The organism is Beijerinckia sp. 28-YEA-48 (assembly GCF_900104955.1).
GTDB lineage: Bacteria > Pseudomonadota > Alphaproteobacteria > Rhizobiales > Beijerinckiaceae > Terripilifer.
Genome location: NZ_FNSI01000001.1, coordinates 2,192,433 through 2,207,930, shown reverse-complemented (window position 1 = coordinate 2,207,930; position 15,498 = coordinate 2,192,433). Strand labels below are relative to the sequence as shown.

Below are 15,498 nucleotides of genomic sequence, written 5' to 3'. Positions count from 1 at the left end.
ATGTCGCAGGCTGAAGTCCACAATCCGCGTCGGCTCCCTTCAGTCGATGACGTTTTAAAGACGGATGGCGCGCTGGCGGCCATCGTGCGTTTCGGCCGTCCGGCGGCCGTCGAGGCGGTGCGCGAGACCCTTGCCGATCTGCGCGCCCAAAAGCAGATGTCCGCCGACAGTCAGAAGGTCATGGCCCTCGCGCTGCAGCGGCTGGAAGCGTTGGATCGATCGACCCTGCGGCCGGTCTTCAACCTCACCGGCACGGTTCTGCACACCAATCTCGGCCGCGCCTTGATCGCCGATGTGGCCGTCGAGGCGGCGGTGCAGGCAATGCGCAATGCCGTCTCCCTTGAATTCGACATTGATGATGGCAAGCGCGGCGAGCGCGACGATCATCTGCGCGCGCTTCTGTGCGAATTGACCGGCGCGGAAGATGCGACGGTGGTCAACAACAATGCCGCCGCCGTGCTGCTGGTTCTCAATACGCTTGGCCAGGGCCGCGATGCCATTGTCTCGCGCGGCGAGTTGATCGAGATCGGCGGCGCCTTTCGCATGCCCGACATTATGGCGCGCGCTGGCGCCAGGCTCGTCGAAATCGGCACGACGAACCGCACCCATCGCAAGGACTATGTCGGCGCGATAGGGTACAACACTGGCCTGGTGTTGAAGGTGCACACTTCAAACTATCGCATCGAAGGCTTCACCGCCGAGGTGGGGGCCCGCGAGCTGGCCGAGATCGCGCAGGCGCAAAAGGTGCCGCTGGTTCATGACCTTGGTGCCGGCACCTTGGTTGATCTGCGCCGCTTTGGCCTGAAACACGAACCCACGGTCGCCGAGGCCGTGGCCGATGGCGCCGACCTCGTCACGTTCTCCGGCGACAAACTGCTCGGTGGTCCACAAGCCGGTTTTATCGTTGGTCGCAAGGATTTGCTGGCCCAGGTGAATCGCAATCCGATGAAGCGCGCTTTGCGCCTCGATAAAGTCCGGCTGGCGATGCTGGAGGCGACGCTCAAACTCTATCGCGATCCTGATCGGTTGGCGCAGCGCCTGCCGACCATGCGGCTTCTAGCGCGACCGTTGGCCGAGATCGAGGCGCAGGCGAAACGGCTGGCGCCCGTCGTCACCAAAAGCGTCGGTAAGACTTTCGCTGTCGAGATTGCGCCTTGTTCAAGTCAGATCGGCTCAGGTGCTTTGCCGCTGGAAGCGATCGCCAGCGCCGGCCTCGCCTTGCGTCCGATGGATGGCAGCGGCCGTGCGCTCAATCAATTGGCGGCAGCGCTGCGCGGTCTGCCGATCCCCGTGATCGGCCATATCGCCGAGCAACGCCTTGTGCTCGACCTGCGCTGCCTGGAGGATGAAGCGGGCTTCATCGGCAATCTGTCGACGCTCCATCTCGGAGAACGGTCCGATGCGGTGGATTGAGCGTCTGCTCAATAAGTCCGATGTGGCCGAAAGGGACGTGGCCGCAACCATGGCGGCTGCCTATGACGCATCGAGCCACGGCGACTATGCCAAGGCGCTCGATCTCTGGGGCCCGCTGGCTCATGCCGGCGTGCCGCGCGCGCAAAACAACATCGGCGCCTGTTTCGCCGAAGGGCTCGGCGTTGAGCGTGACGATGCACTGGCGCTGAAGTGGCTGACGCTCGCAGCCGATGCCGGCGATCCCGTCGGCCGCCGCAATCTGGCGGCGCTTTATTTCAAGGGCCAGGATTCTCTGGGCCAAGGCATCGAGGCTGATTTCGATCGCGCCGCCGCGCTTTATCGCCTGGCGGCCGAAGCCGGCGATGCCCCGGCGCAAGATATGTTGAGCTGGATGCTGCTCGAAGGCGAGACCATCGCGCCTGATCATGCCGAGGCGCGGCGCTGGGCCTTGGCCGCGGCCGAGCAGGGCGTTGCCGCGTCGATGACGCGGCTCGGCATGATCTATCACAATGCTTTGGGCGTGGAGCGCGATCCGGCTGTGGCCGCCCATTGGTGGCGCAAAGCGGCGAGCGCCGGCGATGCCGACGGTCAGGCGATGCTTGGCGCCGCGCTCCATCTCGGCGCCGGCGTGCCGCGTGATCCGATATACGCCCTTACATTGCTATTGCGCGCCAGAGCCAATGGCAGCGCGCTGGCCGAGCCGTTTCTGCCCGCCGCGCGGCAGTTTTTGACCATGACGGAAGTTGAGGAAGCTGAGCGCCGCGCCGCCGCGCCTGATATGGAGGCGGTCGCATGATCGTCGGCACCGCCGGTCATATCGATCACGGCAAGACCTCGCTGGTCCAGGCTTTGACCGGCGTCGATACCGATCGGTTGAAGGAGGAAAAGGCGCGCGGCATCTCGATCGATCTCGGCTTCGCCTATCTGCCGGCGCCCGATGGTTCGATCGTCGGTTTCATCGACGTGCCGGGCCACGAAGCCTTCGTCCGCAACATGTTGGCGGGCGCCACCGGCATCGATCTCGCTCTGCTTGTCGTCGCGGCTGACGACGGCATCATGCCGCAAACGCGCGAACATCTGATGATCGTCGATCTCTTAGGAGTTCGACATGGATTGATCGCACTGACCAAAGCCGATCTCGTCGCGCCGGAGGAACGAGACCGCATCATCGCCGACATCCGACAGGCGGTGCGTGGCACGGGACTGGCGGACGCCGATATCGTTCCCGTCTCGGCCATCACCGGTGAAGGGATCTACGATCTCCGCAACCGTCTGTTCGCCTGGCAGCGGCAATTGACACGGCAGGCGGACAATGGCCGTTTCCGCCTCGCTGTCGATCGCTGCTTCATTCTGCCCGGCGCTGGCACGGTGGTGACGGGCACGGTGCTGTCGGGCCAGGTGTCGGTCGGCGATCATCTCATCGTCAGTCCCACGGGCCTGGCGGCGCGCGTGCGCTCCATCCATGCCCAGAACCAACCGCGCGAGCGGGGCCTGGCCGGTGAACGCTGCGCGCTTAATCTTGCCGGCGATGGCGTGTCGAAAGATGCCATTCGACGTGGCGACGTGGTGTCAGCGCCAGAGCTGCATGCGCCGACGGATCGTATCGACGCGAAGGTCCGGCTGCTGGCGACCGAGGGCAAGCCGCTGGCGCAATGGACGCCGGTGCGCCTGCATCATGCCGCCGCCGATGTTGCCGCGCGCATCGTGCTCCTGGACGATCAGCCGGTTGAGCCGGGCGCCGAGGCTTTTGTCCAACTCGTTCTGGAACATCCGATCGCGGCGGCGGCCGGTGACAGGTTCGTGCTGCGCGACACCACGGCGCAACGGACCATTGGTGGTGGCGGTTTCCTCGATCTGCGCGCGCCGGCGCGCAAGCGCCGCACGCCCGAGCGGCTGGCGCAACTCGACGCCATGGCGCTGACGGATCCTGAGAAGACGTTGAGCGCCTTGCTGACCCATGCGCCTTTCCATGTCGACCTCACAGCCTTCGCCCGCGATCATGCGTTGAATGTTTCCGCCATGGATGGCTTGATCGCGCGCCTGGGCGTGCTGCGCATTCGTTCGCAGATGGCGGAGCTGGGTGTGTCGCCAGCCGTCTGGTTGAAGTTGAAGCGCGACCTGTTGTCGGCGCTCGAAGTGTTCCATGCGACTAATCCTGATCTGCCGGGCATCGGGCTTGAGCGGCTGCGACTGCAACTCTTGCCGCGCCTGCCGGCACCGGCCTTTCTGTCTTTCCTGCAAGGCTTGGCTAAGGCCGCCGAGATTGGCTTGCAAGGCGCCTGGGTTCGCCTGCCGGGTCACGAGGTCCGTCTGACACCAATGGACGAACAGGTCTGGAGCAAAGTGCGGCCGCTGATCTCGGGTGCGGAGCGTTTTCGCCCGCCGCGCGTGCGCGATATCGCCGGGATCATCGGCCTGAACGAAGCCGACGTCCGCCGCCTGTTCAAACTGCTGGGCCGTATGGGGCAGGTGGATGAGGTGGCGCATGACCATTTCTTCCTGCGCGACACCGTCGCCGAAATGGTCGCCATCGCCGTCGATGTGGCGGATCATGCACCAAAGGGCGAATTCACCGCCGCGCAATTGCGCGACCGGCTCGACAATGGCCGCAAGGTGGCGATCCAGATTTTGGAATTCTTCGATCGTCATGGCGTGACATTGCGGCGCGGCGATCTGCGCCGTATGAATCGTCATCGCATCGACCTGTTTCGGTCCTCCGACGACAGGCAAACAGATGCAACACAAAATGGAAGAGAAGCGTTCCCGGTGGGGCGTCCGGACTTCAAATCCGGGAGGGGCCGCGAGACGGTCCTTGGTGGGTTCGACTCCCTCTCTCTTCCGCCATCCTCCAGGAGAGCGCTGTGACTGTGGCAACGTCCTCCTTTCTCGATCATCTGCAAATGGCGACGCGCCGCAGCGACGAGGCCGAGACGGCCTTGCGCGAGGAAATGGTCACGCGCCTCAGAAAGATCGAGGAAGAGCGCAAATTCGCTTATCGCCGCTTCAATTTCATGCGTTCGGTCGTCGAAGGCATGCAAAGTGCTGACAGTGAGGAAATCGCCGTCGCCTGCGCCCTAGGTGTTCTCCGCACCAAGCTCGGCTGGTCGAATGACAGCGAGGCACGGCAGGCGATCTGCGAACGCTTCGCGTCAGTCGCTCAAGCGATTTTCGCCTGTCGGGATAGGACGAGGGAACCCGAAGCCGATGTGATTGCCACGCTGGCGCGGTTCGAAACCTGGTACCACGAGAAACATGGCTCGGCCTTCTGGATCCTGTTCGAGCACTACATTCCGGAGACGCCCGTTGTCGACTTCTGACACTCATGCCAACGACTTTGCCAACGATTTCGAAGCCTGGATCGCGCGTGAATTCGCGACGACCGGCGAGTTCACCGCCTTCGTCATTCTGGTCGATCTCGGCACGTCGAAGGTGACACCGCTCTGCTCGACTTATTTCAACGTCATGGGCGACGAAGTGTCTTGGGGCGATATCGTCGTGATGTTTGCCGGCGCCGGCACTGAATGGGATGGGGCTGCGTTCTTTCCGGTGACGGCGACCCAAGGCGGCCCGCTCGACAATCCCAACGCCCGGGTGAAGCTGCGCGATCTCGAAGCCCGGGTCGACGACGATAGGCTTGTCTTGAACGAAGGCCATTTTTTCGACAAATGGGGCCGTCGCATGCGCATCGACGAGGTGACGCAATGACAGCGCGAGGATTGGAGGCCCCATGAGCACGCGACTTCTCGTCGTCCTGCTCAACACCGATCCGCGCAATGCGGAAGAACTCGGTGCGCCTTTCTATCATGCGGCGATCGCCGCCGCGATGGACTATCAAGTCGATATCGTTTGCACCGCTGCCGCCGGCAAGCTGATGATCAAAGGCGTCGCCGAAAAGATCCACATCAAGCCGGGTCATCCGAAAACCGTCTATGACTGGATCAAGGAGGCGCATGATCACGGCGCGAAACTCTGGGCCTGTCCGGCCAATCTCGACCTCTTCGACATTGCCGAGGACGATCTCATTCCCGAATGCAGTGGCTTGATGGGCGCCGCCGCCATGATTCAGGACGTGATGGACGGGTCCTGTCGCGTTCTCACCTATTGAGCCCGGCCATGGTCAGACTGCAGGATTGCGAGTTCCCCGAACATCTCCACTACGATGTCGACAACCAGATCTGGTATGAGCCGCTCCCCGATGGAACCGTGCGTACCGGCTTCACCATGTGGGCGGCCAATCTGATGGGCGATGTGCTGGTGTTCACCCCCAAACGCCTCGGTCGCGATTTCGAGAAGGACAGATCTTTCGCCGTGGTCGAAGGCGGCAAATGGGTCGGCTCGGCCCGTGCCGCTTTCGATGGCATCGTCGTGGCGCACAACGAGCTTTTGGTGAAAAAGCCGGAATTGCTCAATCAGCAGGCCTATGGCGATGGCTGGATGCTGATCGTGCGGCCTTCCCATGAGGATTGGCGGCGCGGGCTCGTCACCGGCGCCGCCATCGCTCCCACCTTCGAAGCTTGGTTCGAGACAGGGGCTTATCGGGATCGCACCGCCTAAACCTGTCGATAGGCCACCTGGGTGCCGCTGTGCCGTCCTGGGTCGGTGGATCATGCGCGCGCGCCGGCGTAGGATGGCTCCATCGGTGGGGAAGTGGTCCGGAGGGAGAGCTTTATGCAGGTGCATGACCTTGGGCATTTCGGCGGCGGCGGCCGGCAGGGCCTGCGCGCCATGGCCGCCTTGGTGGCTCAAATCGGTCAACCTGATTTTGACAGCACATTGTTTAGCTTGGCCCATGAACTGCTCGCCGCCGATCATGTGACGGCTTTCTGCGCCACGCCTCAGGGCATCATCCGCACGGTGATCGCGGAGAACAAAGGGCCGCGCCCGATCGCGCGGACAGTCGCTGAACGCTACGTGCGGACGCATTGGATGAGCGATCCAGTTCTACGGCTGTTGACGGAAGCGCCAGATCGATCCCGGCCCGCCAATATCATCGTCGACACCAATGCGAGAGATGTCGCCGATACGGCCTATCGCCATGAATGCTATGCGGCCGTCAATCTGGACCATCGCTTGTCCGTGGTCGAGGCGCGCGACGGCCATGTCATGCGGTTGAATTTCTATCGCCGCCGTGGACACGATTTCCGTGACGAGGATATCGATTGCCTGGCGCAGATGGCGGACCTGCTGCTGGCCTTAGTTCAGCGGCATGATGCGGAAAGCTGTCCGCGATCTGAGCCGGATCCCGAATTGCAGTTTCGTGAACGCTTGGTGGCTATCGCGCCAACGCTCACAGCCCGCGAGCAGCAAGTCTGCGCGCTGATCGCTCTGGGTCTGACCTCCGAAGGGATCAGCCTGCGTCTCAATATAGGGCTCAATTCCGTGCTGACTTACCGTAAGCGCGCCTATGCCCGCTTAGGCATCAGTTCGCAGAATGAACTGATGCGTCGCCTCATGATGTAGCCGAAAATGCAACTTTGGCATCCTGTCACCTGATCTTGTGACAGAGAGCGGAGGGCAGGGCTGCTATCGTCGTGAAATCGCTCCAGGCAGAATGATGGAAAGGCTATTACGTGGCAGATATTCGTCCAGCTGGGCGTGGAGACTATGATCTCCGGGGCCGCATTGCGGTTGTGACAGGGGGAAGCGGCGGCATTGGCGCGGCAACGGTTCAGCGTCTGGCGCGCGCCGGCGCGACCGTTATCGTGGGCTATAATTCCGGGCGAGACCGGGCCGAGGAAATCGTGGCCAGCCTCGGGCGCGGCGAACATATGGCGCTCCGGATCCCGGTTGAAGACAGCGCCGCCATTGTCGCGGCGGCCGCAACCGTGAAAGAGACCTTCGGCAAGATCGATGTGCTCGTCAATTCCGCCGGCGTCACGCGGGCTGTGCCGCACGCCGATCTCGAGGCGCTCGACGATGCAACGTTCGATCGCATCCTGATCACTAATGTGCGTGGCCCCTTCGCCACCGTGCGCGCCTTTGCGCCGCTGCTGCGCGCCAGCGGCGACGGCATCGTCATCAATATCTCGTCGATTTCAGGCTCCACAGGCCTGGGCAGTTCCATCGCCTATTGCGCCTCGAAAGCGGCGCTGGACACGATGGGTTTGTCGTTGGCGCGTGTTCTGGCGCCTGAAGTCCGGGTGATTTCGATCGCGCCGGCCGCGGTCGCCACTGAGTTTGTTCCTGGGCGCGGCCGTGAGGGGGTCGAAAAGCAGGCGGCTTCGACGCCGCTCAAGCTCGTCGCCGAGCCAGACGATGTCGCTATGGCCGTCATGGCGGCGGTGACCCATCTGCGCCTGACCACCGGCAGCACGATCGTGGTCGATAGCGGCAGACATCTCTGAATCTGGAAATCTGGAGGGAGCTTTCCATGCTTACGCGCCGTTCCGCCGTCGCAGGTCTTGTCGCATCCGCGACAATTCCCGCTCCGCTCTGGGCTCAAGAGTGGCCTGGCAAGCCGATCACGCTCGTCCATGGCTTCGGCGCCGGCGGCAATGCGGATTCGATCGCGCGGGTGATGGCCAATGCCTTGTCGACGGAGTTGGGCCAGCAGATCGTGGTCGAAGCCAAGTCGGGAGCAGGGGGCAATATCGCGTCCGAACAAGTGGCGCGGGCGGAGCCGGATGGCTATCGGATCATTCTGTTGACCGGCGGACATGCGGTTTCCGCCGCGCTCTACAAGAATTTGCGCTTCAATCCGGTCGACGACTTTGCCTTCCTGTCTTTGGTCGCGACCTTTCCCTTCGTCATCGCCACCCATCTGCAAAGCCCCGTTAAATCCATCGGCGAGCTGATCGCAGCTGCCAAAAAGGACCCCGGCAAATTCACCTTCTCGTCGGTGGGGGTCGGCTCGACCCAACATTTGACGGGAGAACTCTTCGCCGAAATGGCGGGCATCAAGCTGACCCATGTGCCGTATCGCGGCGGCATGGAGCCGCTCTCCGATCTGATGGGCGGCCGGATCGATCTCATGGTCGACACCATCACCGTCACCGGCGAGGCCATTCGCTCGGGAACCATTCGCGGCTTGGGGATCACCAGTCGCACGCCATGGCCTGGGTTGTCCGAGGTCACACCCATTGCCGCCACCCTGCCTGGATTTGAAGTGCGGTCCTGGAACGGCATGGCGGCACCGGCGGCTACGCCACCGGCCGTGGTGACGCGCCTAAACGCGGCGATCGAGAAATCGCTGCAATTGCCAAAAGTCCGCGAGCAGTTGGGCTTCCTGGGCGTCCAGCCTGAAGCTTCAACCCCGGAAGCCATGCGCAGCTTCGTGGCGTCCGAAATCGCGCGTTGGAAGGGCGTCGTCGACAAGGCCGGCATTCAAAAGATCTGAATGAAAGCCGTTTATCGTTCTTGTGGGCTCGGCTCGTGCTCGCGCAAGGAATCGACAATCGCATTGATGAATATACGCACCAATGGCTGCAGGCCTGATTTGCGGCTCACCACACCAAGGGGACGCCGCAAGCGATCGGAATGAATGGGGAGTCGCGCCAGGCCGGGGATGGCGTTCGACGAGATCGTCAGCGCGGAAAGCGGCGTCAAAAAGTCGGTCTTTCTGGCGATTTCAACCGAGGCCTCCACTGACAGTGTTTCCAATGCGACGCGCACCTGTTCCACGCCCAGTTCTTCCAGCGCGCTGTCGGTCTGAAAGCGAAACAGACTGCCGGATGGGGGCATGATCCAGCGCACCTTGCTCAATTCGGCCGCGCCTATCGTTGCGCAGCGAAGGAGCGGATGATCGGCGCAACAAAAGAATCCGATCTCATCGTCGAATAATGTCTCGTAAGCCAGATCGTCGCCGCGCTCGAACAATCCGATCGGGCCAACGATCAGGTCGATATCGCGGTTGATAAGCCTCTCGTTGAGTTCACCGACGAGTCCCATCGACAGGGCGATCGTGACGCTGTCATGGGCCGTCAGAAAATTGCGGATGATGGGAGCCAGAAAAATTCCGGCAACCAAAGGGGTCGCGCCGATGCGCAGGCGCCCCGCCTGGCCGCGACTGAAGCTTTGTGAAATATCCCGTGCCCGCAAAGTGGCTGAGCGGATCGATTGGCCAATGGCTGCCAGTTCGAGGCCGACCGTGGTGGGCACCGCGCGGCGGGCGGTCCGGTCGAACAAGGCGCTGCCGACGCGCTGTTCCAGAATCTGGATGGTGCGCGTCAGCGCCGGCTGCGTCACCCCGAGCGCGTCCGCCGCTGCCTGGAATGTTCCCAGTTCCACAACGGTCGCGAGCTGAACCAGATGGCGCGGGTCGAGATTCATCACTTTTCCTGATGAATGATTCCAATCATCTGATTTTTCGGCGAATATTTCCGCCTGTAAAGGTGATTTTGAACTGGGAGAATACGGGAAGGGGATATCATGCGCGTGCGCTTTTATGCCTTCGTTTTTGCCGTCGTCGCGACCGTCACCGGCCCGGCCGCGCTGGCGCAGGACTATCCCTCGCGGCCGATCAGATTGATCGTACCCTATGTCCCCGGTGGTCCCCTCGATGTGCTGGGTCGTCTTCTTGCCAATGGCATGAGCGGCGATTTGAAGGGAACCGTCGTCGTCGAGAACATCGCGGGCGCGGGCGCACGTGTCGGCACGGCGGCGGTCGCCAAGGCGGAGCCTGACGGCTACACGATTGGTCTTGGTGTCGTGGCCTCGCTCGCCATCGGCCCGCAACTTGTGCACACCGCGCCTTATGATCCCATCAAATCCTTCACGCACATTGGCTTGGTGACGTCGGGAACATTGACCGTGACGGTCAATAAGTCGGTTCCTGCCCAAACTTTGGGCGAGTTCGTTGCGCTGGCGAAATCGCGCCCCGACGAAATTTCCTATGGGTCGGTTGGCATCGGATCGCTACCGCATATGGCCGCCGAACTGTTTCAGAGGAAGACGGGGACCAAGCTCCGGCATGTCCCCTATAGAGGTGGCGCGGCCTCGCTGGTGGATCTGCTCGCCGGTCGGATCGATGCGACGTTTGAAATGCCGAATGTGACGGCGGTCTATCATAACGACGGCAGCTTGCGCGTTCTCGCCACCATGGACAAAGTGCGCAGCCCGGCGCTTCCCGACGTGCCGACGACGGCGGAAGCTGGCTTCAAAGGCCTGGAAATGGATTTCTGGTCCGGCATCATTGCGCCGGCGAACTTGCCGCCCGAGATCGCGCATAAGCTCGCGGCTTCGGTCCAGCGCGTCATGGATCAGCCGGGCTTCGGCGACAGTCTGACCGCTCAGGGCTTGCGCGTGCATTTCCTGCCTTCCGGTGAATTTGTTCAATTGATCCGCGATGAAACCGCGCGCTGGGGCGAAGTGATCGCCGGTGCGGGCATCAAACTTTCGGAGTGAAACGATGGGGGCGAAGCGCCGGCCGAATTTCCTGCTGATCATGACCGATCAGCACCGGGCCGATCATCTCGGTTGTTATGGCAATCCCATCGTCCGCACACCGGCCATCGATGCACTCGCGCGGAGCGGTTTGAGGTTCGACAATTTCTTTGTCGCCAATCCGATCTGCATGCCCAATCGCGCCTCGATCATGACCGGGCGCATGCCCTCGCTGACGGGCGTGCGCCACAACGGCATCGCCTTGTCGCGGAACCATGCCAATTTCGTCGAACTCTTGCGCGACAGCGGTTATTTCACCGCGTTGATCGGCAAGTCGCATCTGCAATCGTTCACCGGCGAGCCGGCGGTCAATCGGTTCAAGACGGAGGCCGGGTTGAACACGCCGCCCGAACATCTGCGCGAAGCACGCAAGGATCAGCGCGCCGGTCCGGCCTATGAATATGAGAACATCGCGCACTGGCCCGCGACCGCGATGTCGCGACATCAAGAGGGAGATTTCTACGGCTTTCAGCATTTCGAGCTTGTTGCCGACCATGGCGATCGCGCCACGGGCGACTATCGGCTTTGGGCGCTTGAACGGGAGCCCAACTTCGACAATCTGGTCGGCCCTAAGAATGCGCTGCCCGATCAGCGCATCAGCGCGCCACAGGCGTGGCGCACAGCGGTGCCAGAAGAGCTCTATTCGACGCGTTTCATCGAGGAACGCACCACTGCCGCCATCGAACGTTGCGCCCAAGATCCGTCAAAGCCTTTCTTTATCCAGATGTCGTTTCCTGATCCGCATCATCCCTTCACGCCACCAGGCAAATATTGGGATATGTACGATCCGGCCGATATGACGCTTCCAGCTTCGTTCGGACATGGCGATCTGCCGCCGATCGCGCGCATGCGCGAAGCCTTGGCGAAGGGAGAGGACCCACGGAATCGTCAAAGCCCGTTCGCGGTCACAGCCAGCGAGACCCGCGACATTCTCGCGCTGACCTATGGTTCGATCTCGATGATCGACGATGCCATCGCCCGCGTGCGCGCCAAGCTCATCGAGCTGGGCCTGGACCAGGACACGATCGTCATCTTCACCTCCGACCATGGCGACTTCATGGGCGACCATGGCATCATGCTGAAACTGCTGCTGCACTATCGCGGCTTGATCCATGTGCCATTCATCTGGAGTGAAGCCGGTCTGTCCTCGAGCGTCCGTGAGGACCTCGGCCAGTCGATCGACATCGCCCCGACCATTTTGCGGCGGGCCGGAATCCAACCTTACAACGGCGTGCAAGGCCGAAATCTTCTGGCTGATCCCGCGCAGAATTCGTTGGTGATCGAGGAGGACAGCCAGCGGCCGATGCTGGGCTTCGACAGGCCGCAGCGCGTGCGGACGCTGGTGACGCAAAAATGGCGCATGAGCGTGCGCGACGGCGAGGATTGGGGCGAGCTCTACGATCTCGAAAACGACCCTCACGAGATGCAAAATCTATGGGACAGCGCCAGCGCGGCGCCGCGCAAGGCTGAATTGTTCGAGGAACTGGCGCGTCGCCTCATCCAGTTGCAGGACCGCTCGCCGCTGCCAACTTATTTGGCGTGAAGTCGTGGCGGCTGGGTTCCGCCGCCATTCATGAATTTGGCGCATAAGCGCATGCGGATTTCCGCGCCTAATGGCTCGCGCGTCTGAGCCCTATCTTCTTCGCTAGCTGCCGGGTTCGGCCTGCGGTCGCGCGGCCGATCGGTCGCGCCTCTGGGTTTCGCCATTTCGCCAACCACCGGCGGAGCGCGTGGAACCGCAGCCAGAATGCGGAGATTTCAATGATAAGCCTGTTCGCAGCGACCCTCGCGGCGTTGTCTTTCACATCCGCGCAAGCGCAAGAGCGTCGGCCGAGCGCCCCGCAGGTCGCCCCGCCGGAAGTGCGGGCGGTGGCACCGGCGCTCGCTGCTTATACGGACGAAGTTCTTTTCGACGACTTGTGGAAACGCGCCGAACTCAGCCCGCGTGATCGCAGCATCGTCACTGTAGCCGCATTGGTGGCCGGAACCCATGTGCGTCAGATGACCGGCCATTTCAATCGCGCCCTCGACAATGGCGTCAAGCCGCGCGAACTCATCGGCATCATCACCCATTTGGCCTTTTACAGCGGCTGGCCCAATGCCATGTCGGCTGTTTCCGTGGCGAAGGATGTGTTCGCGCAACGGGGCATAGGCGTTGATCAGCTGAGCGCCAGCGCCACCGGCTTGCTGGCGCTCGATGCGGCCAGCGAAGCGCAGCGCGCGGCGGCGGTGCAGGGTACGGTTGGGCCCGTTGCGCCGGCCCTGGCGCAATACACGAACGCCACGTTATTCGGCGATCTTTGGCGCCAGCCGGATTTGGCGCCGCGGGACCGCAGCCTGGTCACGATCGCAGCCCTGATCGCCAGCGGTCAAGTTGACCAACTCAAGTTTCATATCGGTCGCGGCATGGAAAATGGTCTGTCGTCGATACAGATTTCCGAAACGATCACGCATCTGGCTTTTTATGCGGGTTGGCCGCGCGCCATGTCCGCCGTTCCCGTCGCCAAAGCCGTCTTCGAAGCGCAGGCTGCCTCGGAGACGCGCCCGGCAACGGAAAAGGATGCGGCGCTGGAAATCCTGCGTGGCGGTTCAATGCCGCTGAGCATGGGAACGACGCCGAATTTCACGGGAACCGTTCGTGTCGCCTCGCGTTTTCAGCGTAACGACCCGGCGCGGGTCGGCGGTGAGACCGTGTCGTTTGAGCCCGGCGCGCGCACCGCCTGGCACAGCCATCCGCTGGGCCAGACGCTGATCGTCACATCAGGCTGCGGCTGGGTGCAACGAGAGGGCGGGCCGATCGAGGACATTCGCTTGGGCGACGTCGTGTTGATTCCACCGAACGTCAAGCATTGGCATGGCGCCACCAATTCATCGGCGATGACCCATATCGCCATCGTTGAAGCGTTGAACGGCAAGAGCACCGATTGGATGGAGCCGGTCAGCGATGCGCAATACGGCCCAGTGATCAAAGCACCGGGAAAATGCTGACGTCCGATCCCGCCCGTCATCAGCGGATGTCTCAGGTTCATCCAGGAGTAGCGTCCGCGGCAATCGCCGCGACGTCACCATCTGAAGCCCATCAATACGGAGTTCGACATGCAACCTCCCTGTGACTACGAGGCAACCCGTCGACAGGTTCTGCAAGCGGGGGCCGCATCGGTTGTCGCCACAGCGGCGCCGGCGGCGGCCCAGGCCCAGAGTTCGCGCGCCACCGGTGGCACTGCTGCGGCCGGCGCTGGTGTTGTGTTGGCGAAGGTCTCCTTGACGGTCAACGGCAAGCCGCAAGAGCTGGAACTCGACACGCGCACCACCTTGCTCGACGCCTTGCGCGAACATCTGCACTTCACCGGCACTAAGAAAGGCTGCGACCACGGCCAGTGTGGCGCTTGCACGGTTTTGATCGATGGTCGCCGGATCAATTCCTGCCTGTCGCTGGCCGTCATGCATGTGGCCGACACGATTACGACGATCGAAGGCCTGGGCCAGCCAGACAACCTGCACGAGATGCAGGCGGCGTTCGTGAAACACGATGGCTATCAATGCGGCTACTGTACCCCCGGCCAGATCTGTTCGGCCATCAGCGTGCTGAACGAGATCCAGGCCGGCGTCCCCAGCCACGTGACAGCGGATCTGATCGCCGCATCGCAAGCCACGCCCGAAGAACTGCGCGAGCGCATGAGCGGCAACATCTGCCGCTGCGGTGCCTATCAGAACATCATCGACGCCATCACCGAAGTCGCGGGGAGAAAGGCATGAAATCCTTCACTTACGAACGGGCGAGCTCCCCTCGGGATGCCGCGGCAGCGGCGGCACGGATGCAGGGCGCCAAATTCATCGCCGGCGGCACAAATCTGCTTGATCTGATGAAACTGGAGATCGAAACGCCAGTCCATCTGATCGATGTCAACGGCCTGGCGCTCGACAAGATCGAGGCGACGCCGGACGGTGGCTTGCGTATCGGCGCTCTGGTCCGCAACACCGATCTCGCCGCTGATGCCAATGTGCGGCGCGACTATGGGCTGCTGTCTCGGGCTTTGCTCGCCGGCGCCTCGGGCCAGTTGCGCAACAAAGCGACGACGGCGGGCAACCTGCTTCAACGCACGCGCTGCCCGTATTTTTATGACACCAACCAGCCGTGCAACAAACGCCAGCCCGGCAGCGGCTGCGGCGCGCTCCTAGGCTTCAGCCGTCAGCACGCTGTCATCGGCGGGAGCGACGCCTGCATCGCCACTCATCCCAGCGACATGGCGGTGGCCATGCGTGCGCTTGATGCGACCGTTGAAACGGTGCGCTCGGATGGCGCCGTCCGCCGCATCCCGATCGTCGATTTCTATCGCGGGCCGGCGCGCACGCCGCATCTGGAAACCACGCTGACGCCGGGCGAACTCATCACCGCCGTCATCCTGCCCAAGCCAATCGGCGGCGTGCACATTTATCGCAAGGTGCGTGACCGCGCTTCTTATGCCTTCGCGCTGATTTCGGTGGGCGCGATCGTCCAGGCCGATGGCAGCGGCCGGCTGGCGCTCGGTGGCGTCGCCCACAAGCCCTGGCGCGTCGAAGCGGCCGAGAAAGACTTGCCGCGCGGCGCCAAGGCGGTGGTGGAGCAACTGCTCGCCGGCGCCAAACCGACCCATGAGAACGGGTTCAAACTGCCGCTGGTCGAGCGCACGCTCCAGGCGGTGTTGACGCAAGCGAGGTCATGAC

Annotated in this window: 15 protein-coding genes, 1 tRNA gene and 1 pseudogene; 16 read left to right on the top strand and 1 reads right to left on the bottom strand. The window is 62.6% G+C overall.

Translation table 11 applies throughout. The features are described 5' to 3' along the window. The 11 genes and pseudogenes from selA to BLW50_RS10415 all read left to right on the top strand — a co-directional run bounded on the left by selA (window position 1) and on the right by BLW50_RS10415 (window position 8,749). Window positions 1-1,413: an L-seryl-tRNA(Sec) selenium transferase gene (selA, locus tag BLW50_RS10460; RefSeq protein ID WP_090701414.1), complete on the top strand. Its 1,413-nt coding sequence runs from the start codon at window positions 1-3 to the stop codon at window positions 1,411-1,413. Next, complete coding sequence (locus BLW50_RS10455; RefSeq protein ID WP_090701410.1) at window positions 1,400-2,209, top strand: tetratricopeptide repeat protein; 810 nt, start codon at window positions 1,400-1,402, stop codon at window positions 2,207-2,209. The genes selA and BLW50_RS10455 overlap by 14 nt, the downstream gene beginning before the upstream one ends. Further along, window positions 2,206-4,038: pseudogene (gene selB, locus BLW50_RS10450) on the top strand (selenocysteine-specific translation elongation factor); the annotation flags it as partial. The gene BLW50_RS10455 and the pseudogene selB, both read left to right, overlap by 4 nt. 123 nt (window positions 4,039-4,161) lie before the next feature. After that, window positions 4,162-4,257, top strand: a tRNA-Sec gene (locus BLW50_RS30670). Between the two features lie 17 nt (window positions 4,258-4,274). Continuing rightward, entirely contained in the window at window positions 4,275-4,730 is a 456-nt protein-coding gene (locus BLW50_RS10445; RefSeq protein ID WP_139267565.1) for a hypothetical protein, read from the top strand. Next, the gene (locus tag BLW50_RS10440) at window positions 4,717-5,118 is read left to right on the top strand and encodes a hypothetical protein (protein ID WP_090701401.1); all 402 of its coding nucleotides are present in this window, start codon (window positions 4,717-4,719) and stop codon (window positions 5,116-5,118) included. The genes BLW50_RS10445 and BLW50_RS10440 overlap by 14 nt, the downstream gene beginning before the upstream one ends. A 22-nt stretch (window positions 5,119-5,140) precedes the next feature. Continuing rightward, the gene (locus BLW50_RS10435; RefSeq protein WP_090701398.1) at window positions 5,141-5,518 is read left to right on the top strand and encodes a DsrE family protein; all 378 of its coding nucleotides are present in this window, start codon (window positions 5,141-5,143) and stop codon (window positions 5,516-5,518) included. Between the two features lie 8 nt (window positions 5,519-5,526). Continuing rightward, window positions 5,527-5,967 (top strand): biotin/lipoyl attachment domain-containing protein, encoded by a 441-nt coding sequence (locus BLW50_RS10430; protein WP_170850095.1) that lies wholly within the window; start codon window positions 5,527-5,529, stop codon window positions 5,965-5,967. Between the two features lie 114 nt (window positions 5,968-6,081). Continuing rightward, entirely contained in the window at window positions 6,082-6,873 is a 792-nt protein-coding gene (locus BLW50_RS10425) for a helix-turn-helix transcriptional regulator (RefSeq protein ID WP_090701390.1), read from the top strand. A gap of 110 nt (window positions 6,874-6,983) precedes the next feature. Continuing rightward, the gene (locus tag BLW50_RS10420) at window positions 6,984-7,757 is read left to right on the top strand and encodes an SDR family NAD(P)-dependent oxidoreductase (protein ID WP_244544196.1); all 774 of its coding nucleotides are present in this window, start codon (window positions 6,984-6,986) and stop codon (window positions 7,755-7,757) included. A 26-nt stretch (window positions 7,758-7,783) separates the two neighbouring features. Beyond that, entirely contained in the window at window positions 7,784-8,749 is a 966-nt protein-coding gene (locus BLW50_RS10415) for a Bug family tripartite tricarboxylate transporter substrate binding protein (protein ID WP_090701387.1), read from the top strand. A gap of 11 nt (window positions 8,750-8,760) precedes the next feature. Here BLW50_RS10415 and BLW50_RS10410 read toward each other — a convergent pair whose 3' ends face one another. Beyond that, entirely contained in the window at window positions 8,761-9,681 is a 921-nt protein-coding gene (locus BLW50_RS10410) for a LysR family transcriptional regulator (RefSeq protein ID WP_090701383.1), read from the bottom strand. A 99-nt stretch (window positions 9,682-9,780) separates the two neighbouring features. Between BLW50_RS10410 and BLW50_RS10405 the strand changes: the two genes are divergently transcribed. From BLW50_RS10405 to BLW50_RS10385, 5 genes are all read left to right on the top strand, one after another. Beyond that, the gene (locus tag BLW50_RS10405) at window positions 9,781-10,755 is read left to right on the top strand and encodes a Bug family tripartite tricarboxylate transporter substrate binding protein (protein ID WP_090701380.1); all 975 of its coding nucleotides are present in this window, start codon (window positions 9,781-9,783) and stop codon (window positions 10,753-10,755) included. Window positions 10,756-10,759: 4 nt separating this feature from the next. After that, window positions 10,760-12,337 (top strand): sulfatase family protein, encoded by a 1,578-nt coding sequence (locus tag BLW50_RS10400; protein ID WP_090701377.1) that lies wholly within the window; start codon window positions 10,760-10,762, stop codon window positions 12,335-12,337. A gap of 218 nt (window positions 12,338-12,555) precedes the next feature. Next, window positions 12,556-13,782, top strand: coding sequence for a (R)-mandelonitrile lyase (locus BLW50_RS10395; RefSeq protein WP_090701374.1), 1,227 nt, complete (start codon window positions 12,556-12,558; stop codon window positions 13,780-13,782). A gap of 108 nt (window positions 13,783-13,890) precedes the next feature. Next, complete coding sequence (paoA, locus tag BLW50_RS10390; RefSeq protein ID WP_090701372.1) at window positions 13,891-14,550, top strand: aldehyde dehydrogenase iron-sulfur subunit PaoA; 660 nt, start codon at window positions 13,891-13,893, stop codon at window positions 14,548-14,550. Then, on the top strand, window positions 14,547-15,497 hold the full coding sequence (locus BLW50_RS10385) for an FAD binding domain-containing protein (RefSeq protein WP_090701369.1): 951 nt from the start codon (window positions 14,547-14,549) through the stop codon (window positions 15,495-15,497). The genes paoA and BLW50_RS10385 overlap by 4 nt, the downstream gene beginning before the upstream one ends. The last annotated feature ends 1 nt before the right edge of the window (window position 15,498 follow it).